Here is a 23,677-nt window from a genome sequence, read left to right as displayed (position 1 = left end):
GGCATGCGGCGAACTTTGCTGTTGCTGTCGGCCGGTGTGCTGGCGCTGACCGGGTGCTCCGCCACGGTCGGCCCGCCCGAGGTCACGTTCTTCGGTGACGGTCACACGGTCAACGCCGAGCCGATCGTCAACTGCGACGCGCTGTTGAAGTCGTGCTCGGAAAACCCGGACGCCGCCGTGACACTCAAGGTGCGGCCCGGCAAGCCGGTGCAGATCTCCGTGCCGTCCGAGATCGGCGACACGCCCTGGCTGGTGAACGTCCAGTACGCCAACGCCAAGGGCGAACTGCAGCCGGTGAAGCAGCAGTTCTTCTCGCCCGGGGACAAGCTGGCCTACACCGCTACCGGAGCCGCGCCGGACGACCAGCTGGTCGTTGTGGAGGTGCAGCAGCTCGGAGCTGCCTATGCGGCTGATCAGGCCGGGAATCCGTTACTGGATGAGAACGGGAATCCGCAGTTGGTGGCGCGGGCTTTCTGGTCTTTGCAGGTTGAGCCGGGTTCGTAGCCGCTACGCGGGTTTCTCGATCGCCGGCTTCGCTTCGCTACGCCCCGATTGAAAGAGTCCCTCCCGAACCCGATCTTTCAGGTGTTCGGTTGCCGAGACACCGCGTCAAGGCGGGAAAGCGTGCCTTGACCCGGTGGCTCGGCAACCGATTTGGCTGGGGATCGGGTTGCGGGAGAGGGGTGGCTCGTGAGGTCAGCAGCTTGCGTTGCCGGGTGCGGTTGCGTGGCGGCTGGCGGCTCCGGTGTGACCTGACTTACGGGTCGAGGTCCCGGGCCACCGCGCGCATCACTTCGGCGATCCGCTTGGTGTTCTTGCGGTCCGGGTAGCGGCCGCGGCGCAGGTCCGGCTGCACCTTCATCTCGAGCAGCTTGATCATGTCCTCGATCAGGCCGTGCAGCTCCTCCGCCGGGCGGCGGCGCGCTTCGGCGACCGAGGGCAGGCTGTCGATCAGCCGAACGGACAGGGCCTGCGGACCACGACGGCCGTCGGCGACGCCGAACTCCAGCCGCTGGCCTGCCTTGAGTGCCTCGACCCCTTGGGGGAGCGCGGTCTTGCGGATGTAGACGTCCTGGCCGCCGTCCTGGGTGACGAAACCGAACCCCTTCTCCGCGTCGTACCACTTGACCTTGCCGGTCGGCACTGCCCTCACCGTTCCTTCGCTCTGAGTAAGTCATCTCGCGTACCGGCGGCACGTGACCGCCCTGCACGACGAACGCGCCCTGGGCGTACCCAGGACGCGTAACCACCAGCCTATCCCGGTATGCGCCCTCCGGTGAAGAAGATATGGGTTCTAACCTTGTGCCATGGATACTCCGGCCAAGACTTCCCCGCGCAAGCCGTTCCTCATGCGGCTCGGGATCGGTGTGTTCGCCGTCGGCGTGCTGGCCGTGCTGGCCGTGTTCGTCCTGTTCGCGTTCGGCCTTCGGGACCTCCCGGTGTGGCTGAGCGCCGTCGCCGGGGTGGCCACTCCCCTCGGCATCGCCCTGTCGCTCATCTCACTGGTTCGCGAGCACCGGAAAGCGGCTGCCGGCTGAGCCAGGCCGGGAACTCCGCCAGGCTCTCGAAGACCACCTCGGCCCCCGCCTCCAGTAACTCCGCGCGGCTGCAGGGGCCCGTCGTCACACCCACCGGCACCGCGCCGGCCGCCAGCGCGCCACGCACGTCCCCCAGGTGATCGCCGGCGTAGATCGTCGCGCCGTGCTCGCGCAGGGCCACCGCCTTGCCGTCCGACCACAGCTCGCCCACGAGCACGTCGACGGCCAGGCCGAGCGCCTTCACGTGCAGCGCCGCGTTCGGGCCGTACTTGCCGGTGACGACGACCGTGCGGCCACCGGCCTCGTGCACCGCGGCGAGCGCCTCGTGCGCGCCGGGCAGGGCGACGGTCTCCGGGATCACGATCTCGGGGTACAGCTGGCGGAACCGGTCGACGAGCGCCCCGATGCGCTCCTCGGGCGCGCCGAAGTCACGCAGCACCATGTCCAGCGGCGGGCCCAGGTTCGCGGCGAAGTGCTCGCCGTCCAGCGGCAGGCCCGCCTCCACGCCGAGCGCGTTCATCACCGCGACCATGCCCGGCCGTGGATCGATGAGCGTCATGTCCAGGTCGAATCCGACGGCTGTTCCCACGACAGCCACGGTAGCCGGACCCACCGACAGATCCGGGGGGCGTCTCACCTCCGCTTTACATTGACGCCTTTCGGGTCAACCTTCTTGACACCGAGACATCCTGTGTCAAGCTGTTTCTGTGACTGACATCACCGACTCGTTCGTGGAGCGGACCAGGACTTCGCTCCGGGAGACCCTGCTCGACGCGGCGGCCGACATCCTGGCGGCGCGGGGCTACGCGGCCCTGCGGATGGCGGACGTGGCGTCGGCGGCCGGGGTCAGCCGTCAGACGGTCTACAACGAGTTCGGCAACAAGAACGCGCTCGTGCAGGCGGTCGTCCTGCGCACCACGGGCGAGTTCCTGGACGGCATTCACCAGCGGTTCGCGTCGGCGCCCGATCTGCTGACCGGCATCCGGGGCGCGGTCACCTACACGATCGAGCACGCCAGGGAGAACCGCCTGGTCGCCTCCGCGCTGGGCACGCCCCAGGGCGAGGACCTGCTGCCGCTGCTCACCACCCGGGGTGAGCCGGTGCTGTCCGCGGCGATGGACACCGCCGCGACGCACTACCGCCAGTTCCTGCCCACCCTCAGCACCGACGCCGCGAACCTGCTCGCCGAGACCGCGGTACGGCTCTCGTTGAGCCATCTGGTGCTGCCGACCCATTCCGCGGCCGAGGCGGCCGACCTGGTCTGCGCCGCGCTCGCACCGGCCATCACCCACTATTCGTCCACAATGGAGTGAGCGATCATGACTGGAACCCTGCCCGCGCACCGCACCGGATTCGCCTCGCTGCGCCGGGGCGGACTGAACTGGGATTCGTTCCCGTTGCGCCTGTTCGTCAAGGGCAACCGCAAGTTCTGGAACCCGGCCGACATCGACTTCAGCAAGGACGCCGAGGACTGGCAGACCCTCACCGACGAGGAGCGCCGGTCGTCAACGTACCTGTGCGCGCAGTTCATCGCCGGCGAGGAGGCGGTGACGGAGGACATCCAGCCGTTCATGAAGGCGATGGCCGCCGAGGGCCGGTTCGGCGACGAGATGTACCTGACCCAGTTCTGCTTCGAGGAGGCCAAACACACGGAGGTCTTCCGCCGGTGGATGGACGCGGTGGGGCTGACGGAGGACCTGACCTCGTACGTGAGTGAGAACCCGCACTACCGCAAGCTGTTCTACGAGGAGCTGCCGGAGTCGCTCGCCGTACTGGAGCACGACCCGAGCCCGCTGAACCAGGTCCGCGCGAGCGTCACCTACAACCACGTGATCGAAGGCAGCCTGGCGCTGACGGGCTACTACGCGTGGCAAAAGGTCTGCACCACGCGCGGCATCCTGCCCGGCATGCAGCAACTGGTGAAACACATCGGCGACGACGAACGTCGCCACATGGCATGGGGCACCTTCACCTGCCGACGGCACATCGCCGCCGACGACTCCCTGTGGGACGCCGTCCAGCAGCGCATGGGCGAACTGCTGCCGCACGCGCTCGGGATGATCCAATGGGTGCAGGACCAGTTCGAAGAGCCGCGCCCGTTCGACAACGACCCGCAGGAGTTCATCGAGTACGCGGCCGACCGGGCACAACGCCGCCTGGGCGCCATCGAATCGGCACGAGGCGTCCCGGTGGGCCAGATCGACCTGGACTACTCCCCCGAGCAACTGGAAGAGACGTTCGGCGAAGAAGACGCCAAGGCACTCGCGAACGCAGTGAGCTAAAAAGCGCGCAGCGCAAGTCTTTCGAACAACCCAAGGTAGCTGGGTGGTCATCCCGTCGCCTGACACCGGAACGATCACCTTGAGCCAGGGCCGCAACCCAGGCCGCCAACCGGCAGCCGACCATGCCAACCTTGCGGCCCTGGCTCAAGGTGATATGCACAAACCGGAAGGCGACGGGATGACCACCCGGCGACCACCCACCCGAGGTGGGACGAGGCACCCAACCCCTGGTCATCCCGGAGCCTGCCCGTCCGGCGAGGACTCTTTTGATCTTTTTCCGCCCTTCGGGCGGTGCGCCTCACGGCGCTCGAATGGTCACCTTCCGACCACCCCCGCCCCCGATGCCTGATTGTGTTTCAGTCGCCGAGCAGGGTTGTCAAGGCGGGAAAGCGTGCCTTGACAACCCTGATCGGCGACTAAAGATCGGCTGTGGATCGGGGGCGGGGGAGGTCTGGTTGGGTTGGTCGGCTTGCTTTCGTTGCCGGGTGGCGGTTTTGGGGTGGGTTTGTCGGGCCGCCTTCGTTGCCGGGTGGCGGTTTCCTTTCCTATTCCAGGTCGAGGATCTTCAGTGCCTTTTCCCGCATCTCGACCTTTCGTACCTTTCCGGTCACGGTCATCGGGAATTCGTCCACGATGTGCACGTACTTCGGGATCTTGTAGTGCGCCAGCTTTCCCGTGCAGAACTCCCGCAGCGACTCCGCCGTCAGTGGCTGGGCTCCCTCGCGCATCCGGATCCACGCCATCAGCTCTTCGCCGTAGCGCTGGTCCGGGACGCCGATCACCTGCGCGTCCAGCACATCCGGGTGCGTGTAGAGGAACTCCTCGATCTCCCGGGGGTAGATGTTCTCGCCGCCGCGGATGACCATGTCCTTGATCCGCCCGGTGATCTGGATGTAGCCCTCGTCGTCCATCACGCCGAGGTCGCCGGTGTGCATCCACCTCGCCTTGTCGATCACCTCGGCCGTCTTGTCCGGCTGGTCCCAGTATCCGAGCATCACCGAGTAGCCCCGGGTGCACAGCTCACCCGGCTCGCCGCGCGGCACCGTCAGCCCGGTCTCCGGGTCGACGATCTTGACCTCCAGGTGCGGCCCGACCCGTCCGACCGTCGACACCCGCCGCTCGATCGAGTCGTCCGACCGGGTCTGCGTCGACACCGGCGAGGTTTCCGTCATGCCGTAACAAATGGACACCTCGGCCATGCCCATCCGCTCGATGACCTGCTTCATCACCTCGACCGGGCAGGGCGAGCCCGCCATGATGCCGGTTCGCAGGCTGCTCAGGTCGTAGTCCTCGAAGCCGGGCTCGGCCAGCTCCGCGATGAACATCGTGGGCACCCCGTACAGGGACGTGCACCGCTCCGCCTCCACCGCCTGCAGGGTGGCCTTCGGCTCGAACGACGGCGCCGGGATCACCATGCACGCGCCGTGCGTGGTGGCCGCGAGGTTGCCCATCACCATTCCGAAGCAGTGGTAGAACGGCACCGGGATGCACACCCGGTCCGCTTCCGTGTAGTGGCACAGCTCGCCGACGAAGAAGCCGTTGTTGAGGATGTTGTGGTGCGACAGGGTCGCGCCCTTCGGGAAGCCCGTCGTGCCCGAGGTGTACTGGATGTTGATCGGGTCGTCGGCGGACAGGCCGACCTCCGGCAACGCCTTGCCCCGCCCGGACTCCATCAACTCCGACCACTCGTCCGAGCCCAGCAGCACCACCTGCTCCAGCGCGGCGCACCGCGGCCGGACCTCTTCGATCATCGCCGCGTAGTCGGACGTCTTGAACGACCGCGCCGCCACCAGCATCTTCACCCCGGCCTGGTTCAGCACGAACTCCAGCTCGTGCGACCGGTAGGCGGGGTTGATGTTGACCAGCACCACGCCGATCTTCGCCGTCGCGTACTGCAGGAACGTCCACTCGGCACAGTTCGGCGACCAGATCCCCACCCGGTCGCCCTTGCCGATGCCGCGCCCGGTCAGCCCGGCGGCCAGCGCGTCGACCTCGGCGGCCAGCTCGCGGTAGGTCCACCGGCGGCCCGACGCGAACTCCACCAGCGCGTCCCGGTCACCGAACGCGGCCACGGTCCGGTCGAAGTTGTCACCGATCGTGTCACCCAGCAAGGGCACCTCGGAGATACCCGACGCATAACTCGGCACGGCTGGCATGACGCCTCCTCGGACGCTGTCGACACTGACTGTGACCGAGTTTAGAAATCCCGGCTCGTCCCGGACACCCCCTAGAGTGGGTGGCATGCGGCTCTCCATCGTCGACTCGTTCACCGGCGCCCCGTTCGCGGGCAACCCGGCCGGGGTGGTGCTGCTCGACGAGCCTGCCGACCCGGCGTGGATGCAGTCGGTGGCCGCTGAGCTGCGGCACTCGGAGACGGCGTTCGTCGAGGTCACCGCCGACGGCCCCAAGCCGCTGCGCTGGTTCACACCGACGGTCGAGGTGGACCTGTGCGGGCACGCCACCCTCGCCGCCGGACACGTCCTCGGCGGCGAGCAGGTGTTCACCACCCGCAGCGGCGAGCTGCGCACCCGCGCCGCCGACGGGTGGGTCAGCATGGACTTCCCGAACGACCCGCCGCGCGCCGCGGACGACGACGTCCTCGACGCGCTACCGGGCGTGACGATCGCGGGCGTCGCCCGCGGCAAGTGGGACATCCTGGTCGAGGCCACCGACGCCGCCCAGGTCCGCGAGCTGAAGCCGGACCTCGACGTCATCGCCGGGTGGGACGCGCGCTGCGTGATCGTCACCGCGCCCGGCGACCGGGACGACGTGGACTTCGTCAGCCGCGTCTTCGGGCCCGCCGTCGGCGTGCCGGAGGACCCGGTGACCGGTTCGGCGCACTGCCTGCTGGCGCCGTTCTGGGCGGAGAAACTGGGGCGGGTCAAGCTCGTCGGCGAGCAGGCGTCGGAACGCGGCGGGATCGTCCGGGTCCTGGTGAACGGTGATCGGGTGACGCTGTCCGGACAGGCCGTCACCGTAGTCAGTGGGGAGCTGCACGCCTGATGCGCATCATCCTGAACCTGATCTGGCTGGTGTTGGCCGGCTTCTGGATGGCTCTCGCGTACGTGGTGGCGGGGATCATCTGCTGCGTCCTGATCATCACGATCCCGTTCGGCATCGCGTCGTTCCGCATCGCGAACTACGCGCTGTGGCCGTTCGGCCGCACGATCGTCGACCGCCGCGACGCCGGCGTCGGGTCGCTGATCGGCAACGTCATCTGGATCATCTTCGCGGGCATCTGGCTCGCGATCGGCCACGTCCTCACCGGGATCGCCCTGTGCGTCACGATCATCGGTATCCCGCTCGGGCTGGCGAACTTCAAACTGATCCCGGTTTCGCTGATGCCCCTTGGCAAGGCGATCGTGCCGGTCGACCGCGGCACCGAGGCGTACTACCGCCCCTGAGGCCCGACGAGCTCGCGCAGCAACTCGACCAGCTTCTCCTGCTGCTCCCGCCCGAGTGAGACCAGCGGCGAGGCGCGGTCGAGGCGGTCGAGCACCCCGGCCCGCGCGTCGCGCCCGGCGGCCGTCAGCACGATCTCCTTGGCCCGCCGGTCGGTCGGGTGCGGCCTGCGCTGAACCAGGCCCTGCTCCTCGAGCCGGTCGATGACGAACGTCGCGTTCGAGGCCTCGCACGCCATCCGGCTCGCCAGCTCACGTGCCGTGATCGGCTCCGACAACTCGCGCAGGGCGACGACCTGCGTCGGGGTCAGGCCGACCTCCTCGCCGACCCGCCGCACGTGCACGTCCAGCCGTCGCGCGAACTCGTGCACGAGTTTGCACACGTCGCGGTCGATTCCGGCGTCCACCATGATCCCGAGTCTAGCGGCGGTGTTCCGAACTGTGATAGTTCTGACTAGCATTATTACAGTTCGAACCAATGGGGGTTGTCGTGCCGTTGCCCGTCTTCTCGCTGATGCTCGTCGTCTTCGGGCTCACGACCGGCGAGTTCGTGATCGCCGGACTCGTGCCGGACGTCGCAGCCGGCCTGTCCGTGTCCGTCCCGTCGGCCGGCCTGCTCGTCAGCGCCTACGCCGCGGGCATGATCGTGGGCGGCCCGGTCCTCACCGTGCTCACCGCGCGGGTCGGCCGGAAACCGCTGATCACCGGGCTCGTCGTGGTGTCCGTGCTGGGGAACCTGGGATCCGCCCTCGCGCCGGGGTACGCCGTCCTGCTGCTGGCGAGGTTCGTCGCGGGCCTGGTCGTCGCCACGTTCTTCGCGGTCGCGATCGCGACCACGGCGGCGATGGCCCCGCCGGGCCGGCAGCCGAGCATGATCGCGAAGGTCGCGCTGGGCATGAACCTCGGGATCGTCCTCGGCACACCGCTGGGCACGTTCGTGGGGCACCACTTCGGCTGGCGGTCCACCTTCGTCGCGGTCGCGGCGATCACGCTCCTCGCACTGCTGCTGGTGCTGCGTTCCGTCCCGGCGTTCCCGGCGGCAGGCGCGTCGGCTGCCGGGGAACTGCGGGTCCTCGCCGACCGCGAGGTGCAGCTCGGCATCCTCCTGACCGCGGTGGGAAACCTCGGCGCCGTCACGGTTTTCACCTACATCGCGACGCTGCTGACCGAATTCGGCGGTTTCGCCGCGGACGCCGTACCGGTACTGCTGCTGGTGTACGGCGCGGGAGCGGTGCTCGGGAACCTGCTCGGCGGGCGGCTGGCTGACCGCGCGCTGATGCCGTCGCTCGCCTGGATGCTGGCCGCGCTCGCTGTCACGTTGCTGCTGTTCTGGATCGCCGGCGACAACCGCGTGGCAGCGGCGATCCTGACGTTCGTGCTCGGCGCGCTGGCCTTCGCGATTATCCCGGGCATGCAGACGCGCGTCCTCACCGCCGCGGGAGCCGCGCCCACCCTGGCCATCGCGGTCAACGCGTCCGGCTTCCAGCTCGCCGCGGCCTTCGGCGGGTGGCTGGGCGGGCAGCTGCTGACCGGCGCCGGCGCGGGAGCCCTCTACCCGGCCGCGGCGGCGGTCACGCTGGCGGGTCTGGGCATCGCGCTGGCGATGCTGCGCCGCGGCTCAGCCGGCGACCGGCCCCAGCCACTTGGCGCACGCGGCCCGAAGTCCGTCGACCCCCAGTGAGGCCACCCACGCCACGTGACCGTCGGGGCGCACGAGGACGGCCGGCGGGAAGTCGGACGGGCCCTTGGCCACGACGACGGCGAGCCGGTCGCCCCAATCCCGCGCGGCGGCCGCCAGTTCCGGGTCGCCTGCGAGGTCCAGCAGCACCGCCCGGCCCGCGTGCAGCAGCGTGAACAGCCGGGTCGCGCCGTGTTCGGTGACGAGGTCGAGGTCCGGGATTCGCTTTCCCAGCAAGGGATCCGCGTCGCCGAGCGGGTAGCGGACGTCGAGCGCGGTGATCATGCCCGCGAGCGCGGAGTTCACCTCCTCGACCGCGATCTGGCGGGCGAACACCTCCCTCAGGGCGTCGACATGTGCACCCGGCCGGCTCAACGCGGTCTGCGCACGGGTGTTGTCCAGGACCCGTTCGCCGACCGGGTGCCGCTCCGCGTGGTAGGTGTCGAGCAGGGCCTCAGGCGCGTGTCCGCGGACGACCGCGGCGAGCTTCCAGCCGAGGTTGACCGCGTCCTGCACCCCCGTGTTCAGGCCCTGCCCGCCCGCCGGAAAGTGGATGTGCGCCGCGTCGCCGGCGAGCAGCACGCGGCCGCGCCGGTACTGCTCGGCCTGCCGTGCGGCGTCGCCGTAGCGGGAGATCCAGCGGGGGCTGTGCATGCCGAAGTCGGTGCCCGCGATCTCGATCAGCGACTCGCGCAGCTGCTCGAACGTGACCGGTTCGTCCCGGCCTGCCACGTGGTCGTAGCGGGTGGTCATGACCCGGAACCAGCCCGGCTGGAAGCCCAGCACCGAGAAGTCACCGCGCTCGGTGCGGCGCATGAACACCGGCTCGCCGGGCGGGTCGGCCAGCTCGACGTCGCCGAGCAGCGCGGTCAGCGTCGCGGGCGTGCCGGGGAAGCCGATGCCGGCGAGCTTGCGGACGGCGCTGCGCCCGCCGTCGCAGCCGACCAGGTAGGCCGCCTCGATGGTGGAACCGTCCGCCAGCGCCACCTCGACGCCGGTCGCGTCCTGCCGGAACCCGGTCACCTCGGACGACCACCGCACCCGCACGCCCAGCTCGGCGGCCCACTGCTCCAGCAGCCGCTCGACGTCGGCCTGCAACAGGTTCAGCAGGAACGGATACCGGGTCGGCAGGCGGCTGAAGTCCAGCCACAGCCCCGAAAAGTGGCCCACCTGCATCGGACGGCCCGCCGCGAGGAACCGGTCGACGACGCCCCGCTGGTCCAGCACCTCGAGGGTGCGCGCGTGCAACCCGCCCGCGCGCGATTCACCGCTGCGGCCGGGCAGGCGGTCCAGCACGGTCACCTCGACCCCCGCCAGCCGCAGTTCACAGGCGAGCATCAAACCGGTCGGCCCGCCGCCGGCGATCACCACGTTCTCTAACATGATTAGAGAGTTCCCTAACTCTGTTAGAGTGTCAAGCCATGGCGATCAATCCCGAGGTCATCGCGCGGACGGCGCTGCGACTGCTCACCGACGTCGGCCTCGACGGGCTCACGATGCGGGTGGTCGCGACGGAACTCGGCGTGCGCGCGCCGACCCTGTACTGGCACGTGAAGAACAAGCAGGAACTACTGGACGCGATGGCCACCGCGATGTACATCGAAGCCACCGGCGGGCTCGAAGCGCCGAGCGCCGGGATGTCCTGGGAGGACTGGCTGGCCGACGGCGCCCGCCGCCTGCGGCGCACGATGCTGCGCTACCGCGACGGCGCGCGCGTCCTGGCCGGCACGAACACCACGCACCCCGGGCTGTTCCGCACGGTCGAACTCACGCTGCGCACAATGCGGGACGCGGGTTTCTCGGTGGCGGACGCGGCGGAGGGCTACCCCGCGCTGCTGCACTACACGATCGGCTTCACGATCGAGGAACAAGCACGCACGGGCACCGCCTACGGTGAAGACAACCCGTACGAACCGGGCCGCCTGGAGCGATCCATCGACCGCGAACAATTCCCGCTCACCGCGAGCGTCGTCGGCCGCCTCTTCGCCCAGGACACCGACGCCGCCTTCGAAGCCGGACTGCGCGTCATCCTGACCGGCCTGCGCACCACGTACCTGCGCTAGTCGCCCATGAACCACAGGTAGCCGCCGGGCGTGGCCGCGCACGCTTCGAGCATCCCGGCGAGATCGGTCAGCGCGGCTCGGGCCGAGTCGTCCGCGCAGTCCCGCAGCAGCGCGGCAACCTGCGGCAGCGCCGCCTCCGCTTCCTGCTCGTTGAACATCGTGTCGCCGTACGGGTCGACCAGCGCGAGCCTGCCCGTCCGGACGCCGTCCAGCACCCGGGCCAGCGCCTCACCGTGCTCGTAGGACCCGCGCACCAGCGACGAGCCGTCGCGTACGGGACGGCCGGCGTGGAGTTCCAGCTCCACCCCCACCGCTCAGTCCTCGGGCTTCCACGGCAGCGGCACCACCAGGCAGGGCCCGCCGACGAACAGCCCGCCGTCGATGCCCAGCACCTTGCCACCGGCGTACAGGTAGGGCGCCTCGATCTGGCTGGGGTGGATGCCGAGCTGGTCGGCGATCACGCTGTGCCCGTGCACGACCCGCTCGCCGCCGAGCTGCTCCAGCAGGTAGTCGGCGATGTCCGGGCCGTGCGGGCCGCGGAAGGCGTAGCGCGTCGTCATGCGGCGCCACACGTCCCACCACTCCACCAGATCGTCGCCGACCAGGATCTCGCGCACAGTGGTGTTGATGTCCTCCGCGTCGTCGCCCCAGTCGAGGTATTCGACGGTGTCCGAGTGCATCAGCAGGTGGCCCGCCGCGTGCGCGATCAGCGGACGGCTGGTCAGCCACTCGACGTGCTCGTCGGTCAGCGCGTCCTGATCGGACAGCTGCCCGCCGTTGATCTCCCAGCTGCGGGCGAAGCTGCGCGGCCCGAAGTCGGACGGCACCTCGGTGTCGCCGAAGCGGTGCATGCCCAGCAGCAGGATCTCGTGGTTGCCCAGCAACGTCCGCGTCGACCCGCCTGCCTCGGCGGCCTGCCGGTGCAGCCGCATCACCAGGTCGATCACGCCGATCCCGTCCGGGCCCCGGTCGACGAAGTCGCCGAGGAACCACAGGTGCGCGTCCCCGCCGGACCAGTCGCCGGACTCGTCGACCAGCCCGGCGCGGCGCAGCGCTGCCACCAGCGGTTCCCGGTGCCCGTGCACGTCGCCGACGACGTAGGTGCGCTGGTGGTCACTCATCCCTCGACGATAGGCGGTTGCCGCAGGTCAGGTGAGCACCGCCCCGTCCCCGAACGGGTCCTGCGTGCGGCCGACCAGGTCCGCGATCGAGTCGAGCACCAGCGTCGGCCGGTACGGGTACCGCTCGGCCGACTCCTTGGTGGAGATGCCGGTGAGCACCAGGATCGTCTGCAACCCGGCCTCGATGCCCGAGTGCACGTCGGTGTCCATCCGGTCGCCGATCATGATCGTGCCCTCGGAGTGCGCGCCGAGGCTGCGCAGCGCCGACCGCATCATCAGCGGGTTCGGCTTGCCCACGAAGTACGGCTGCCGCCCGGTGGCGCGCTCGATGAGGGCCGCTATCGAACCGGTGGCAGGCAGGCTGCCCTCCAGGCTCGGCCCGGTGGCGTCCGGGTTGGTGGCGATGAACTTCGCGCCGGCCTCGATGAGCCGGATGGCGCGGGTGATCGCGGTGAAGCTGTACGTGCGCGTCTCGCCCAGCACCACGTAGTCCGGGTCGCGGTCGGTGAGCACGTACCCGGCCTCGTGCAGCGCCGTGGTCAGCCCGGCCTCGCCGATGACGAACGCCGACCCGCCCGGCCGCTGGCTGTGCAGGAACTTCGCGGTCGCCAGCGCGGAGGTCCAGATGCGTTCCTCCGGCACGTCCAGCCCGGTGCGCAGCAGCCGGGCCCGCAGGTCCCGCGGGGTGTAGATGGAGTTGTTGGTCAGCACCAGGAACGGGGTGTCGTTGGCCCGCAGTTCGGCGAGGAACTCGTCGGCGCCGGGCACCAGGTGCTCCTCGTGCACCAGCACGCCGTCCATGTCGGTCAGATACGTCCAACGGCTCATGCCTGAAGACTAGCCGGGTGAACCGTGACCGCGGTGGCCTTGATCGCGAGCCGCACCGGCGCACCCGGCTCCAGGCGCAGGTCGGCGACCGCGGCCGGGGTGAGGTCGGCGGACAGGCCGGCCGCCCAGCCCTCACCGGCGGCCCGGACCCGGATCACCGGTCCGTGTGGTTCGAGGGCGCCGACGACGGCCCCGATCGTGTTGCGCGGGCTGCCCGGATGCCCGTCCTCCGCCGGGTACACCGACACCGCGCTCGGCTCGAACACCGCGACGGCCGGTTCGCCGGTGACCGCGTCCGGCGACAGGATCCCGGCGACCAGGCCGCCGTCCGCGGTCCGCAGTCCCTCGGCGACCGCGGTGCCCGGCACCAGGTTGAGCCCGGCGATCCGCGCCGTGAACGCCGTTCGGGGCGCGGCCAGCACTTCCCGGGTGGGGCCGCGTTCGACGACCCGGCCCGCGGCCAGCACCACGACGTGGTCGGCCAGCGCCAGCGCGTCCAGCGGATCGTGGGTGACCAGCACCGTCGCGCGGTGCGGATCGGCGGCCAGCACCCGGCGCAGCAGGCCGCGGATGGCCGGGGCGGCGTCCACGTCGAGCGCCGCGAGCGGCTCGTCGAGCAGCAGCAGGTCCGGGTTCCCGGCGAGCGCCCTGGCGACCGCGACGCGCTGCGCCTGACCACCGGAGAGCTGCGTGGGCTTGCGCTCGGCGAACTCGGCGGCGTCCACCTCGGCCAGCCAGCGCCGGGCGATCTCCCGCGACTCGGCGCGCCCCGCCCCCTTGGACCGCGGCGAGAACGCCACGTTGTCCACAACGGACAGGTGCGGGAAGAGCAGCGCGTCCTGCGACAGCAGGCCGACGGCCCGGTCGTGTGCGGGCAGGTCGTGCAACTCCCGCCCGCCGAGGGTGATCACCGCCCGGTCCGGCCGGAACAGCCCGGCGAGGCACCCCAGGATGCTCGACTTGCCGGAGCCGTTCGGGCCCAGGATCGCCAGCACGCTCCCGGCGGGCACGTCGAACTCCGCGGACAACGCGAAGGTGCCGCGGGTCAGCTCGATCTCGGCGTGCAGGCTCACCGGGCGGTCCCCTCCAGCGCGCGCGGCCGGGCGACCGCGATGACCACGACCGCGACGACGATCAGCAGCAGCGCCAGCGCGACCGCACTGTCCACATCGGCCTCGGCCTGCACGTAGACCTCCAGCGGCAGCGTCCTCGTCACGCCTTCGTAACTACCCGCGAACGTGATGGTCGCGCCGAACTCGCCGAGCGCGCGGGCGAAGCTGAGCACCGCCCCCGAGCCGAGCGCGGGCAGCAGCAACGGCAGCGTGACCCGCCGGAACACCGTCCACGGGCGCGCGCCCAGGGTCGAGGCGATCTGCTCGTAGCGGTCGCCGCCGCTGCGCAGCGCGCCCTCCAGGCTCACCACGAGGAACGGCATCGCGACGAAGGTCTGGGCGATGATCACCGCCGCGGTGGTGAACGGGACCTGCACCCCGGCCGTGACGCCCAGCAGGTAGCCGAGGAACCCCTTGCGGCCGAGCAGGTACAGCAGCGCGAGCCCGCCGACGACCGGCGGCAGGACCAGCGGCAGCAGCACGACCGCGCGCAGCACCCGGATCCCGCGGACGGTCGACCGGGCGAGCACGACCGCCAGCGGCACGCCGAGCGCGATGCACGCGAGCGTGGACACGGCCGCGGTCTCCAGCGACAACCGCAGCGCGGTGAGGGCGGCGTCGCTGACGATCAGCTCCGGGACGCGCCGGAGATCGGTCCGCACGAGCAGGCCGACCACCGGCAGCACGACGAGCGCGAGGGCGAGCGTCGCGGGCACCCACAGAACCCACGGCACCCGCCGGGTCCTACGGAGCGCCAAAACCGGCCTTCTGCAGCTCGGCCCTGCCCTGCTCGCCCAGCACGAACTCGACCCACTGCTTCGCGAGACCGGCCTGCGGAGCGTCCTTGACGACGGCGATCGGGTAGGAGTTGACCGCCTGCGCCGACTCCGGGAAGTCGACCTGGCCGACCTTGCCCGCGGCACTCGCGGCGTCGGTGACGTAGACCAGGCCGGCGTCCGCGTCCCCGGTCTGCACCTTGTTCAGGACCTGCTTGACGTCCTGCTCCTCACTGGCCGGCCGCAGCGTGACCCCGGTGCCCCGCTCGACCTTCTCCGCCGCGGAGCCGCACGGCACCTGCGGGGCGCAGACGATGACGGTCAGCCCGCCCCGCGCGAGGTCGGCGAATCCCGTGATGCCCTTCGGATTGCCCGGCGCGACGGCGATGGTCAGCCGGTTCGTCGCGAACACCGACGGCGCGCCGTCGACCACCCCGGCCTGCACGGCCTTGTCCATGTTGGTCTGGTCGGCCGAGGCGAACACGTCCGCCCGCGCGCCGTTCGACAGCTGCTGCACCAGCGCGGACGAGCCGGCGAAGTTGAACTTGACCTCGGTGCCCGGGTGCGCCGACTCGAAGGACGTCTTCAGCGCGGTGAACGACTCGGTGAGCGAGGCGGCGGCGAACACCGTCAGCGTCTCGCTCCCGCTCCCGCCCGACGACGACCCGCAGCCGGTGATCATCAGCGTGGCCGCGGCCACGAGGGCGCCCAGCTTCCTCAACTCTGTCCTCCCGGAGTCTCGACGACCACGGTGGTCGCCTTCACCACCGCAACGGCCAGCGATCCGGGCTTCAGGTCCAGCTCCCGCACCGCCTCGGCGCTCATCAGCGACACCACGCGGAACGGCCCGCACTGCAGCTCGACCTGCGCCATCACCTTGTCCACGACCACGTCGGTGACCAGGCCGACGAACCGGTTGCGGGCGGAGCGCCCGACGCCGGACGGGTCGTTGGGGCGGGCGGCCTGCTCACGCGCGAAGGCGGCGAGCTCCGCGCCGTCGACGACCTTGCGGCCGGCGCCGTCGGTGGTGGCGGTCAGCTGCCCGCCCCGCACCCAGCGCCGGACGGTGTCGTCGCTGACGCCGAGAAGTTCGGCGGCTTCGGACAACCGGAATTGCGGCATGGAGGCGAGATTACTTCCGCAATTGCGGAAAAGCTACGGGTTGTCCCCGAGAACGTCCGCACGCAACAGGTCGAGCAGTTCGTTCTGGTACCGCTCGATCGCGTCGCGTTCGGCCGGGCTGAACTTCTCCAGCACCTTCTCGGTGATCACGAGCGCCGACTCGAACAGCGGCGCGATCTTCTCCTCGTCCAGCGGCAGCACCTCGACGAGGACCTTGCGGCGGTCCCGGACGTCCCGCACGCGGCGCACGAAACCCGCGCGCTCCAAACGGTCGATCACACCGGTCACGGCGCCGGTGGACAGGCCGGTGAGCTTGGCGATCTCCCCCGCGGTCAGCGGCCCCTCGGCGCGCGCGGCCAGGTCGAGGGCCTTGTGGTCGGTGGCGGACAGCCCCAGCTTCTCGGCGATCTGGGCGTGCCGGAGGACGGCGAGGGTGCTCGATTCCCGGCCGATCTCGGCGAAGCGGGCGAGCACGTCGCCGGGCACCGGGTACCTTTTTTCCTCCGGCATCCGGCGCGTCCCTTCCCAAGTGGTCTTCGCAGTTGAAACACTCTGCTACCGAGACATTCTAGTGAGGATCCACGGTCCGGTCGGCGGGTTAGGCTGGTGTCAATGAGTGCGGTAGATCTCGGGCTCCCCCGCGTGCCGGGCACACGCGGAACCACGCAGCCCCGCCCTGACAACCCCGCCCTCGTCGACACGTTCGGCCGCGTCGCGACGGATCTGCGCGTGTCGCTGACCGACCGCTGCAACCTCCGCTGCACGTACTGCATGCCGGCCGAGGGCCTGCCGTGGCTACCCGGTGACGACGTGCTCACCGACAGCGAGCTGCTGCGCCTGCTGCGGATAGCGGTCGAGCGTCTCGGCATCACCGACATCCGGCTCACCGGCGGCGAACCGCTGCTGCGGCCCGGGCTCGAGCACCTGGTCGCGGAGATCACCGCGCTGCGCCCGCGGCCCCGGCTTTCCATGACCACCAACGGGATCGGGCTCGCCAAGCGCGCCCGCGCGTTCGCCGAGGCGGGCCTGGACCGGATCAACATCTCGCTCGACACCGTCGATCCCGAGACGTTCGTGCGGATCACCCGGCGCGACCGGCTGAGCCACGTGCTGGACGGCCTCGCCGCCGCCCGCGACGCGGGGCTGGACCCGGTGAAGGTGAACGCGGTGCTGCTGCGCGGGATCAACGAGCACGAGGCGGCGCCGCTGCTGCGGTTCTGCCTCGACCACGGCTACCACCTGCGGTTCATCGAGCAGATGCCGCTGGACGCCCAGCACGGCTGGAACCGCGCCGACATGGTCACCGCGGAGGAGATCTTTTCCTTGCTCAGCAAGGAGTTCACGCTCTCCCCGAGCCCGGAGGCGCGCGGCGGGGCGCCGGCGGAGCGCTGGCTCGTCGACGGCGGCCCCGGCGACGTCGGGATCATCGCGTCGGTCACGCGCCCGTTCTGCGCGGCTTGCGAACGCACCCGCTTGACGGCCGACGGTGCCGTGCGGTCGTGCCTGTTCAGCAACGACGAGACGGATCTGCGGGCACTGCTGCGCGGCGGGGCGGACGACGAGGCGATCGCCCAGGCCTGGCGCACGACCATGTGGGGCAAGCTCGCCGGCCACGAGATCAACGACGCCGGCTTCGCCCAGCCGATCCGGCCGATGAGCGCGATCGGGGGATAGATCTTGACCGTGAGCGTCCTGGTGCGCTATTTCGCGTCCGCGCGCGCGGCCGCGGGCGTGGAAGAAGAGGTACTCCAGCTTCCTGCCGGCGCCTCGGTCGCCGAGGCCGTCGTCGCTCTCCGTGATCTTCATCCGGAGACCCTCCCGCGGATCCTTCAGGCGGCCAGCTTCCTCGTCGACGGGGTGGCCGTCCGCGACCGTTCGCGACCCCTCCCGGAGGGGGCCGAACTGGACGTCCTGCCGCCCTTCGCGGGCGGTTGAACGGGGTTCACGATTGGCCCAACCGTGCCAGAACGACGTGATCCAGACCTCACGATCGGTGAAATATCTCGACTTGGAAACGGCCAGGTAACGGCGCGCTGACCAGGCGAAACGATGAGATCGGCAGAGGTTGCGCGATGTTACTGTGATGTAGGACACACCTCGAATAATTTCCGATCACGCTCGCCGTTACGTACCGTCGCTTTTCGGCTGGCCCCGACCGGCCACGGCAACACCGGGATTCCGAGCGCCAAACCCTGTCCGGCGGAATCCCGGACCAAACCCCGAGCGAAAGAAGGTTTTCCGGACAGGGACGGAGAGGGTCGGACCCGAGCGGTTTTCGCGAAGGCCCGACTGGCTCGCCCGGACCCCGCCGGGTGGAGCAGGACCCGTGAGGGTTCGCCTCGCAGCTTCGGCCCGTCGGTGCGAAAGCCGAGTTGATGGAATGTCCTACCGAGGCAAGCACCGCAAGATGTCCCCCGCCGCTCGCAACATCGCTCGCGTCGCTGTCGCGGGCCTCGCGGTCGGCACCCCGCTGGCGATCGCCGCGACCCCCGCGCAGGCCGCCAGCGTCAACTGGGACGCCATCGCGCAGTGCGAGAGCGGTGGCAACTGGAGCACCAACACCGGCAACGGCTACTACGGTGGTCTGCAGTTCTCCGCCAGCACCTGGAAGGCCTACGGCGGCACCGGCAGCGCGGCGAACGCTTCCCGCGAGGAGCAGATCGCCGTCGCCGAGCGCGTCCTGCAGGGCCAGGGCATCGGCGCCTGGCCGGTCTGCGGCAAGAAGGCCGGTTCTTCGGCGAGCTACAAGGGCAAGAACACCCAGGGCTCGACCCAGAAGAAGGCCACCACGCCGAAGAAGTCCACCGCTCCGAAGAGCACGCCGAAGAAGAGCACCCCGGCTCCGGCCGTGAGCGTTCCGGCCTCCAACCCGAACGGTGACTACACCGTGGTGGCCGGCGACACGCTGTCCGGGATCGCCAAGAAGTTCAACGTCGAGGGCGGCTACCAGAAGCTCCAGGAGCTGAACTCGCAGTACATCTCGAACCCGAACCTGATCCTGGTCGGGCAGAAGATCGCCACGAAGTGACACTGGGGGTGTCCGGCAGCCCCACCGCAATCCCCCGGGTGGTGGGGCGCCGGCGCCCTGGCGGTTCGGGTTACGCCCGTGCCGCCGGCGTCAGGGCGAGTTGACCCACTCGTCCGTGCCATCGGTGAAGTGCTGGTGCTTCCACACCGGCAACTGGGCCTTCACCTCGTCGACCAGTTCGGCGCAGGTGGCGAAGGCTTCGGCCCGGTGGTCGGCGGACACGGCGCAAGCGAGCGCCACGTCCCCGATCTCCAGTGCCCCGATCCGGTGGCTGACGGCGATCGTCCGCACTCCGCTGCGGCGGCCGGCGACCTGAGCGACCACGCGGGCCAGCACGTCGCCCGCGCTCGGGTGCCCCTCGTAGAACAGGGACTTCACGCCCTTGCCGCCGTCGTGGTCGCGGACGACGCCACCGAAGGTCACCACCGCTCCGGCGGACTGGTCGTCCACGAGGGCCGCGTGCTCCTCGACGGACAACGGCTGATCAGTCACCTCGGCCCGCGCGATGTGCGCGGTCGCCTGGGTGACCGTCGGCGTTTCCGGGGCCTTCGTAGCGGGTGTTTCGGTGGCCGGGCGCGGGTGGTCGCCGCCCGCGAGCTGGTCGACGGCGTGCGTGAGCACCCCGTCGAGCACGCCGAGCCCGTCCTTCACCCCGCCGCGTGAGCCGGGCAGGTTCACGACGAGGGTCCGGCCGGCGACACCGGCCACGCCGCGGGACAGCACCGCGGTCGGCACCTTCGGCAGCCCGGCGGACCGGATCGCCTCCGCGAGGCCCGGCAGCTGGTGGTCCAGCAGCGGCGCGGTGACGTCCGGGGTGCGGTCGGTGGGCGAGATCCCGGTGCCGCCGGTCGTGATGACCACGTGCACGTCGTCGTCGAGCGCCTCGCGCAGTGCCTGGGCGACCGGGTCGCCGTCGGGCACCACCCGTGGTTCCGGCACGTCGAACCCGCGCTCGGCCAGCCAGGCGGCGATCACCGGGCCGGTGTGGTCGGCGTAGACACCCGCCGAGGCCCGGTTCGACGCGACGATCACCCGCGCGGTGCGCTTGTCGTTGCTCATGGCCGCTCCCACACGCCGGACTTGCCGCCGAGCTTGCGCTCCAAACGGACCCCGTCCAAGGTGGCTGCGGGGTCGACGGCCTTGATCATGTCGTGCACGGTGAGCCCCGCGACGGCGACGGCGGTCAGCGCCTCCATCTCGACCCCGGTGCGATCGGTGGTCTTGACGGTCGCCGTGATGCGCACTTCGGCGGGCCCGAGGTCGAACTCGACCTTGACGCCGGACAGGGCGATCTGGTGGCAGAGCGGGATCAGGTCCGGCACCTTCTTGGCGCCCATGATCCCGGCGATGCGCGCGGTCGCGAGGGCGTCGCCCTTGGGCAGCCCGTCCCGCGACAGCAGATCGACCACCTCGGCCGTGGTGTGCACGACCCCCGTGGCGACGGCCGTCCGAGCGGTGGCCTGCTTGCCGGAGACGTCGACCATCCGGGCAGCGCCCTTCTCGTCGACGTGGCTCAGTTCACTCACGAAGACAAGGCTAATCGCCGAGCACCGCCCACCCGGTGAAGGGGCACACGAGCCACCGCGGCCCGCCCCCACTCCGCAGGACCGACCGGGCGTCCCACCTTCAGTAGCGCCCCCCGATCCGCGTCGGCGCCCGACCGGGCCAGGGGCCGACCCCAGGCCGCCCGCCGTCACCGGGCCAGGCGGGACAGACCCGCCGCAGGCCACGCCCCCCGATCCCGCGGTGCGCCACCCGCACGGACAGGTCTTCTACCGGCTCGCCAGCCGCGCCGCACCACCCGATGCGCCCGCACCGCCACCCAGCGCCGCACCACTCGACGTGGCCGAAATCCACCCGCCGCGCCACTGGCCCGCGCCGCACCACCCGATCCGCCCGCACCGCCACCCAGGGCCGCGCCCCACTCGACGTGGCCGCAAATGCACCCGCGCCACCTCGCCCGCGCCGCACCACCCGATCCGCCCGCACCGCCACCCCACTCGGCGAAGCCGAGCTGGCGCATCTCGGCCACACCATCTCGACTCGCCGCCACCCGGCCACACCATCTCGGCCCGCCGCCACCCGGCCACACCATCTCGGCCCGCCGCCACCCGGCCACACCATCTCGGCCCGCCGCCACCCGGCCTGGCCGGGTGGCGGCGGGGCCGTGCCGGGCGGCGGCGGAGCAAGACCACGCCAGGCAGCGGCAGGGCCAGGCCAGGCAGCCGGCCCACCGGCCTGCCACACAACCCGGCCTGCCCGCCGACAGAGCCGTCAGGCCGGCTGCATCCCGCCCGCCCCAGCAGCCCCGCCAGGCCGGCTGCATCCCGATCCGTCCCAGCAGCCCCGCCAGGCCGGCTGCGTCCCGACCCGCCCGGGCGGCCCCGCCAGGCCGGGATGCATCCCGCCCCGCCCGGCGGCCCCGCCAGGCCGGGCTGCATCCCGGCCCGCCCCGGCGGCCGTCAGGTCGGCTGCGTGGGCTGGTTGATGCGGATCGCGTTGCCGAAGGGGTCCCGCAGGCCGCAGTCGATGCCGTACGGGCGTTCCATCGGCTCCTGCGTGAACTCCACGCCCTTCGCCAGCAGTTCCTCGTACGTTTTGCGGCAGTCGTCCGTCGTCAGGCCGATCCAGCCGCCCGTCGCGCCCTTCGCGAGCAGCTCGCGCACCTGCTCGGCGGTCCCCTCGTCCATCGCGGGCGGGCCGGGCTTCTCCAGGAGAATCTCGCGCCCGGGCTCGCCGGGCACGCACACCGTCAGCCACCGCATGAAGCCGAGGTCCTGGTCGACCTTCACCTCGAGCCCGAGCTTCCCCACGTAGAAGTCGAGCGCCTCGTCCTGGTCGGTCACGAAGATCTGGGAGAGAGTGATCGCGTTGAACATGTCCGCAACGCTAATCAGCGGGCCCCGCCCCTGGCTTCTCCGAAACTGCTCGGCCGCGTCCACGCCATCGCGAAACACGTGGGCGCCGCCACCGCCCCGGCGCCGGCTGCCCGGTACTCCGACGGCGACTGCCCCACGATGTCGCGGAACGTCCGGCTGAACGTGCCGAGGCTCGTGAACCCCACGGCGAGGCAGATGTCGGTGATGCTGCGATCGCTCTCCCGCAGCATGAACATCGACCGCTCGACCCGCCGCCGCTGCAGGTACCGGTGCGGCGTCTCCCCGAAGGTGGCCCGGAAGGTGCGGATGAAGTGCGCCTCCGAGACGTGCACCATCCGGGCCAGGGCCGCGACGTCGAGGGGCTGCGCGTAAGCGCGGTCCATCGCGTCGCGGGCCCGCAGCATCCGCCGGTTCGACTCCTCGACGGCGCGGCTCATCAGCTCGTGGCGCCGGACTTCCGGGCCGCCGCCTTGACCGCCTCCGCGACGGCCGGGGCCACCGCCGAGTCGAACACGCTCGGCACGATGTAGGAGGCGTTGAGCCGGTCGTCCACCACGTCGGCGATCGCGTTCGCGGCCGCGAGCAGCATCTCGTCGGTGATCTCGTGCGCCTGCGCGTCCAGCAGACCGCGGAACACGCCGGGGAACGCGAGCACGTTGTTGATCTGGTTCGGGTAGTCGCTGCGCCCGGTGGCCACGACCGCCGCGTGCTTCTGCGCCTCGAGCGGGTCGATCTCCGGGTCCGGGTTGGCCAGCGCGAACACCACCGCGTTCGGCGCCATCGTCGCGACCTGCTCGGCCCCGAACAGGTTCGGCGCGGACACACCGATGAACACGTCGGCGCCGACGAGCGCGTCGTGCAACGTGCCGGACACGTTGTCCTTGTTCGTGTTCTCCGCGAGCCACCGCAGGTTCTCGTCCAAATCGGACCGGCCGAGGTGGACGATGCCGTTGATGTCGGCGGCGATGATGTCGCCCGGCTTCTTGTGCATGAGCAGCCGCATGATCGCCGAGCCGGCCGCACCCGCGCCGCTCACCACGATCTTGCAGTCCTCGATCTCCTTGCCGACCACGCGCAGCGCGTTGCGCAGGGCGGCGACCACGACGATCGCGGTGCCGTGCTGGTCGTCGTGGAACACCGGGATGTCGAGCTGCTCACGCAGCCGCTTCTCGATCTCGAAGCAGCGCGGCGCGGCGATGTCCTCGAGGTTGATGCCCGCGTACACCGGCGCGAGCGCCTTGACGATCTTGATGATCTCCTCGGTGTCCTGGGTGTCCAGGCACACCGGCCACGCGTCGACGTCGGCGAACTTCTTGAACAGCGCCGCCTTGCCCTCCATCACCGGCAGGGCCGCGGCCGGGCCGATGTTGCCGAGCCCGAGGACGGCCGAACCGTCGGTGACGACCGCGACCGTGTTGCGCTTGATCGTCAGGCGGCGCGCGTCGGCCGGGTTGGCCGCGATCGCCTGGCACACCCGCGCCACCCCCGGCGTGTACGCGCGGGAGAGGTCGTCACGGTTGCGGAGCTGGACCTTCGGCGACACCGACAGCTTGCCGCCGAGGTGCATGAGGAAGGTGCGGTCGGAGACCTTGCGCACGCGCACGCCGGGCAGCGCGTCGAGGGCCTCGGTGACGACCTCGACGTGGTCGGCGTTGGAGACGTTCGCCGTGATGTCCACGACGATCGCGTCGGAGTGGGACTCGACCACGTCGAACGCGGTCAGCACGCCGCCGACCCGGCCCACCGCCGAGGTGAGGTCGCCCGCGGCGCTCGCCGACGGCGGCGCCTCGACACGAACGGTGATCGAATACCCGGGGCCGGGAACCGGCACGGCAGTAACCCCCTGCTG

29 protein-coding genes are annotated in these 23,677 nt (G+C 70.7%); 11 read left to right on the top strand and 18 right to left on the bottom strand.

The genetic code is table 11. From position 1 onward, the window contains the following. Positions 1-15 precede the first annotated feature (15 nt). Positions 16-504, top strand: a complete 489-nt coding sequence (locus AMYTH_RS0133220; protein ID WP_228685050.1) for a DUF2771 family protein — start codon at positions 16-18, stop codon at positions 502-504. Between the two features lie 253 nt (positions 505-757). On the opposite strand, the gene AMYTH_RS0133215 is transcribed toward AMYTH_RS0133220, so the two are convergent. Further along, complete coding sequence (locus AMYTH_RS0133215; protein WP_017985244.1) at positions 758-1,144, bottom strand: cold-shock protein; 387 nt, start codon at positions 1,142-1,144, stop codon at positions 758-760. Positions 1,145-1,307: 163 nt separating this feature from the next. Here AMYTH_RS0133215 and AMYTH_RS0133210 point away from each other — a divergent pair, with 163 nt between their 5' ends. Next, positions 1,308-1,538 (top strand): hypothetical protein, encoded by a 231-nt coding sequence (locus AMYTH_RS0133210; RefSeq protein WP_017985245.1) that lies wholly within the window; start codon positions 1,308-1,310, stop codon positions 1,536-1,538. Here AMYTH_RS0133210 and AMYTH_RS0133205 read toward each other — a convergent pair. Beyond that, entirely contained in the window at positions 1,495-2,127 is a 633-nt protein-coding gene (locus tag AMYTH_RS0133205) for an HAD family hydrolase (RefSeq protein WP_027933839.1), read from the bottom strand. The two genes, AMYTH_RS0133210 and AMYTH_RS0133205, sit on opposite strands and share 44 nt — an antisense overlap. A 118-nt stretch (positions 2,128-2,245) precedes the next feature. Between AMYTH_RS0133205 and AMYTH_RS0133200 the strand changes: the two genes are divergently transcribed. Beyond that, positions 2,246-2,851, top strand: coding sequence for a TetR/AcrR family transcriptional regulator (locus AMYTH_RS0133200; protein WP_027933838.1), 606 nt, complete (start codon positions 2,246-2,248; stop codon positions 2,849-2,851). A gap of 6 nt (positions 2,852-2,857) precedes the next feature. After that, complete coding sequence (locus tag AMYTH_RS0133195) at positions 2,858-3,820, top strand: R2-like ligand-binding oxidase (protein ID WP_027933837.1); 963 nt, start codon at positions 2,858-2,860, stop codon at positions 3,818-3,820. 545 nt (positions 3,821-4,365) lie between these two features. Here AMYTH_RS0133195 and AMYTH_RS0133190 read toward each other — a convergent pair. Further along, positions 4,366-5,976 (bottom strand): AMP-binding protein, encoded by a 1,611-nt coding sequence (locus tag AMYTH_RS0133190; RefSeq protein ID WP_027933836.1) that lies wholly within the window; start codon positions 5,974-5,976, stop codon positions 4,366-4,368. 85 nt (positions 5,977-6,061) lie between these two features. Here AMYTH_RS0133190 and AMYTH_RS0133185 point away from each other — a divergent pair, with 85 nt between their 5' ends. Beyond that, on the top strand, positions 6,062-6,823 hold the full coding sequence (locus AMYTH_RS0133185) for a PhzF family phenazine biosynthesis protein (protein WP_027933835.1): 762 nt from the start codon (positions 6,062-6,064) through the stop codon (positions 6,821-6,823). Next, positions 6,823-7,224, top strand: a complete 402-nt coding sequence (locus AMYTH_RS0133180) for a YccF domain-containing protein (protein ID WP_027933834.1) — start codon at positions 6,823-6,825, stop codon at positions 7,222-7,224. The genes AMYTH_RS0133185 and AMYTH_RS0133180 overlap by 1 nt, the downstream gene beginning before the upstream one ends. On the opposite strand, the gene AMYTH_RS0133175 is transcribed toward AMYTH_RS0133180, so the two are convergent. After that, positions 7,212-7,631, bottom strand: coding sequence for a MarR family winged helix-turn-helix transcriptional regulator (locus tag AMYTH_RS0133175; protein WP_027933833.1), 420 nt, complete (start codon positions 7,629-7,631; stop codon positions 7,212-7,214). The genes AMYTH_RS0133180 and AMYTH_RS0133175 overlap by 13 nt on opposite strands. Positions 7,632-7,699: 68 nt before the next feature. On the opposite strand from AMYTH_RS0133175, the gene AMYTH_RS46205 reads away from it, so the two are divergent. Beyond that, positions 7,700-8,902, top strand: coding sequence for an MFS transporter (locus tag AMYTH_RS46205; RefSeq protein ID WP_051362892.1), 1,203 nt, complete (start codon positions 7,700-7,702; stop codon positions 8,900-8,902). Here the strand turns inward: AMYTH_RS46205 and AMYTH_RS0133165 are convergent. Further along, positions 8,840-10,282, bottom strand: a complete 1,443-nt coding sequence (locus AMYTH_RS0133165; RefSeq protein ID WP_027933832.1) for an FAD-dependent monooxygenase — start codon at positions 10,280-10,282, stop codon at positions 8,840-8,842. The genes AMYTH_RS46205 and AMYTH_RS0133165 overlap by 63 nt on opposite strands. 38 nt (positions 10,283-10,320) lie before the next feature. Between AMYTH_RS0133165 and AMYTH_RS0133160 the strand changes: the two genes are divergently transcribed. After that, positions 10,321-10,962: a TetR/AcrR family transcriptional regulator C-terminal domain-containing protein gene (locus AMYTH_RS0133160; protein WP_027933831.1), complete on the top strand. Its 642-nt coding sequence runs from the start codon at positions 10,321-10,323 to the stop codon at positions 10,960-10,962. Here the strand turns inward: AMYTH_RS0133160 and AMYTH_RS0133155 are convergent. The 8 genes from AMYTH_RS0133155 to AMYTH_RS0133120 are packed head-to-tail and all read right to left on the bottom strand — an operon-like array spanning position 10,959 to position 16,431. Further along, entirely contained in the window at positions 10,959-11,273 is a 315-nt protein-coding gene (locus AMYTH_RS0133155; RefSeq protein WP_027933830.1) for a hypothetical protein, read from the bottom strand. The two genes, AMYTH_RS0133160 and AMYTH_RS0133155, sit on opposite strands and share 4 nt — an antisense overlap. 3 nt (positions 11,274-11,276) lie before the next feature. After that, positions 11,277-12,083, bottom strand: a complete 807-nt coding sequence (locus tag AMYTH_RS0133150; protein WP_027933829.1) for a metallophosphoesterase family protein — start codon at positions 12,081-12,083, stop codon at positions 11,277-11,279. 27 nt (positions 12,084-12,110) lie between these two features. Next, complete coding sequence (locus AMYTH_RS0133145) at positions 12,111-12,911, bottom strand: HAD-IIA family hydrolase (protein WP_026153557.1); 801 nt, start codon at positions 12,909-12,911, stop codon at positions 12,111-12,113. Continuing rightward, on the bottom strand, positions 12,908-13,984 hold the full coding sequence (locus AMYTH_RS0133140; protein ID WP_027933828.1) for a sulfate/molybdate ABC transporter ATP-binding protein: 1,077 nt from the start codon (positions 13,982-13,984) through the stop codon (positions 12,908-12,910). Before AMYTH_RS0133140 ends, AMYTH_RS0133145 begins: the two co-directional genes overlap by 4 nt. Next, positions 13,981-14,757, bottom strand: coding sequence for an ABC transporter permease (locus AMYTH_RS0133135; RefSeq protein WP_027933827.1), 777 nt, complete (start codon positions 14,755-14,757; stop codon positions 13,981-13,983). Before AMYTH_RS0133135 ends, AMYTH_RS0133140 begins: the two co-directional genes overlap by 4 nt. A 10-nt stretch (positions 14,758-14,767) precedes the next feature. Beyond that, positions 14,768-15,520 (bottom strand): molybdate ABC transporter substrate-binding protein, encoded by a 753-nt coding sequence (gene modA, locus AMYTH_RS0133130; RefSeq protein WP_027933826.1) that lies wholly within the window; start codon positions 15,518-15,520, stop codon positions 14,768-14,770. Then, positions 15,517-15,921: a TOBE domain-containing protein gene (locus AMYTH_RS0133125; RefSeq protein WP_027933825.1), complete on the bottom strand. Its 405-nt coding sequence runs from the start codon at positions 15,919-15,921 to the stop codon at positions 15,517-15,519. The genes modA and AMYTH_RS0133125 overlap by 4 nt, the downstream gene beginning before the upstream one ends. A gap of 33 nt (positions 15,922-15,954) precedes the next feature. Next, a complete protein-coding gene (locus tag AMYTH_RS0133120) occupies positions 15,955-16,431 on the bottom strand; it encodes a MarR family transcriptional regulator (protein WP_037322875.1) in 477 nt (158 codons plus the stop codon). Positions 16,432-16,533: 102 nt separating this feature from the next. Here AMYTH_RS0133120 and moaA point away from each other — a divergent pair, with 102 nt between their 5' ends. The 3 genes from moaA (at position 16,534) to AMYTH_RS0133105 (ending at position 18,949) form a co-directional block, all read left to right on the top strand. Next, on the top strand, positions 16,534-17,595 hold the full coding sequence (moaA, locus tag AMYTH_RS0133115) for a GTP 3',8-cyclase MoaA (protein ID WP_037322873.1): 1,062 nt from the start codon (positions 16,534-16,536) through the stop codon (positions 17,593-17,595). A gap of 9 nt (positions 17,596-17,604) precedes the next feature. Beyond that, positions 17,605-17,856, top strand: a complete 252-nt coding sequence (locus AMYTH_RS0133110; RefSeq protein ID WP_017985261.1) for a MoaD/ThiS family protein — start codon at positions 17,605-17,607, stop codon at positions 17,854-17,856. Between the two features lie 445 nt (positions 17,857-18,301). Further along, positions 18,302-18,949, top strand: coding sequence for a transglycosylase family protein (locus AMYTH_RS0133105; protein WP_027933823.1), 648 nt, complete (start codon positions 18,302-18,304; stop codon positions 18,947-18,949). Between the two features lie 90 nt (positions 18,950-19,039). Here the strand turns inward: AMYTH_RS0133105 and AMYTH_RS0133100 are convergent, their stop codons facing one another. From AMYTH_RS0133100 to AMYTH_RS0133080, 5 genes are all read right to left on the bottom strand, one after another. Further along, positions 19,040-20,008, bottom strand: a complete 969-nt coding sequence (locus AMYTH_RS0133100) for a molybdenum cofactor biosynthesis protein MoaE (protein ID WP_027933822.1) — start codon at positions 20,006-20,008, stop codon at positions 19,040-19,042. Then, a complete protein-coding gene (gene moaC / locus AMYTH_RS0133095; RefSeq protein WP_026153558.1) occupies positions 20,005-20,475 on the bottom strand; it encodes a cyclic pyranopterin monophosphate synthase MoaC in 471 nt (156 codons plus the stop codon). Before moaC ends, AMYTH_RS0133100 begins: the two co-directional genes overlap by 4 nt. A gap of 936 nt (positions 20,476-21,411) precedes the next feature. Then, entirely contained in the window at positions 21,412-21,828 is a 417-nt protein-coding gene (locus AMYTH_RS0133090) for a VOC family protein (RefSeq protein WP_027933821.1), read from the bottom strand. 14 nt (positions 21,829-21,842) lie between these two features. Further along, the gene (locus AMYTH_RS0133085; RefSeq protein WP_027933820.1) at positions 21,843-22,265 is read right to left on the bottom strand and encodes a helix-turn-helix domain-containing protein; all 423 of its coding nucleotides are present in this window, start codon (positions 22,263-22,265) and stop codon (positions 21,843-21,845) included. After that, a complete protein-coding gene (locus AMYTH_RS0133080; protein WP_027933819.1) occupies positions 22,265-23,659 on the bottom strand; it encodes an NAD-dependent malic enzyme in 1,395 nt (464 codons plus the stop codon). Before AMYTH_RS0133080 ends, AMYTH_RS0133085 begins: the two co-directional genes overlap by 1 nt. Between the last annotated feature and the right edge of the window lie 18 nt (positions 23,660-23,677).

The sequence above is a fragment of the Amycolatopsis thermoflava N1165 genome (genome assembly GCF_000473265.1).
Lineage (GTDB): Bacteria > Actinomycetota > Actinomycetes > Mycobacteriales > Pseudonocardiaceae > Amycolatopsis_E > Amycolatopsis_E thermoflava.
The sequence above is the reverse complement of the archived record's forward strand: the minus strand, read 5'-3'. Positions and strand labels throughout refer to the sequence as shown.

What these genes read in the sequence shown, in the direction of transcription:
- AMYTH_RS0133210 (WP_017985245.1), top strand. Translation starts at nt 1,308, where the DNA reads ATGGATACTCCGGCCAAGACTTCCCCGCGCAAGCCGTTCCTCATGCGG.
- AMYTH_RS0133105 (WP_027933823.1), top strand. Translation starts at nt 18,302, where the DNA reads ATGTCCTACCGAGGCAAGCACCGCAAGATGTCCCCCGCCGCTCGCAAC.
- AMYTH_RS0133125 (WP_027933825.1), bottom strand. Translation starts at nt 15,921, where the DNA reads ATGCCGCAATTCCGGTTGTCCGAAGCCGCCGAACTTCTCGGCGTCAGC.
- AMYTH_RS0133160 (WP_027933831.1), top strand. Translation starts at nt 10,321, where the DNA reads ATGGCGATCAATCCCGAGGTCATCGCGCGGACGGCGCTGCGACTGCTC.
- AMYTH_RS0133180 (WP_027933834.1), top strand. Translation starts at nt 6,823, where the DNA reads ATGCGCATCATCCTGAACCTGATCTGGCTGGTGTTGGCCGGCTTCTGG.
- moaA (WP_037322873.1), top strand. Translation starts at nt 16,534, where the DNA reads ATGAGTGCGGTAGATCTCGGGCTCCCCCGCGTGCCGGGCACACGCGGA.
- AMYTH_RS46205 (WP_051362892.1), top strand. Translation starts at nt 7,700, where the DNA reads ATGGGGGTTGTCGTGCCGTTGCCCGTCTTCTCGCTGATGCTCGTCGTC.
- AMYTH_RS0133150 (WP_027933829.1), bottom strand. Translation starts at nt 12,083, where the DNA reads ATGAGTGACCACCAGCGCACCTACGTCGTCGGCGACGTGCACGGGCAC.
- AMYTH_RS0133145 (WP_026153557.1), bottom strand. Translation starts at nt 12,911, where the DNA reads ATGAGCCGTTGGACGTATCTGACCGACATGGACGGCGTGCTGGTGCAC.
- AMYTH_RS0133165 (WP_027933832.1), bottom strand. Translation starts at nt 10,282, where the DNA reads ATGTTAGAGAACGTGGTGATCGCCGGCGGCGGGCCGACCGGTTTGATG.
- AMYTH_RS0133120 (WP_037322875.1), bottom strand. Translation starts at nt 16,431, where the DNA reads ATGCCGGAGGAAAAAAGGTACCCGGTGCCCGGCGACGTGCTCGCCCGC.
- AMYTH_RS0133195 (WP_027933837.1), top strand. Translation starts at nt 2,858, where the DNA reads ATGACTGGAACCCTGCCCGCGCACCGCACCGGATTCGCCTCGCTGCGC.
- AMYTH_RS0133085 (WP_027933820.1), bottom strand. Translation starts at nt 22,265, where the DNA reads ATGAGCCGCGCCGTCGAGGAGTCGAACCGGCGGATGCTGCGGGCCCGC.
- AMYTH_RS0133100 (WP_027933822.1), bottom strand. Translation starts at nt 20,008, where the DNA reads ATGAGCAACGACAAGCGCACCGCGCGGGTGATCGTCGCGTCGAACCGG.
- AMYTH_RS0133185 (WP_027933835.1), top strand. Translation starts at nt 6,062, where the DNA reads ATGCGGCTCTCCATCGTCGACTCGTTCACCGGCGCCCCGTTCGCGGGC.
- AMYTH_RS0133090 (WP_027933821.1), bottom strand. Translation starts at nt 21,828, where the DNA reads ATGTTCAACGCGATCACTCTCTCCCAGATCTTCGTGACCGACCAGGAC.
- AMYTH_RS0133175 (WP_027933833.1), bottom strand. Translation starts at nt 7,631, where the DNA reads ATGGTGGACGCCGGAATCGACCGCGACGTGTGCAAACTCGTGCACGAG.
- AMYTH_RS0133190 (WP_027933836.1), bottom strand. Translation starts at nt 5,976, where the DNA reads ATGCCAGCCGTGCCGAGTTATGCGTCGGGTATCTCCGAGGTGCCCTTG.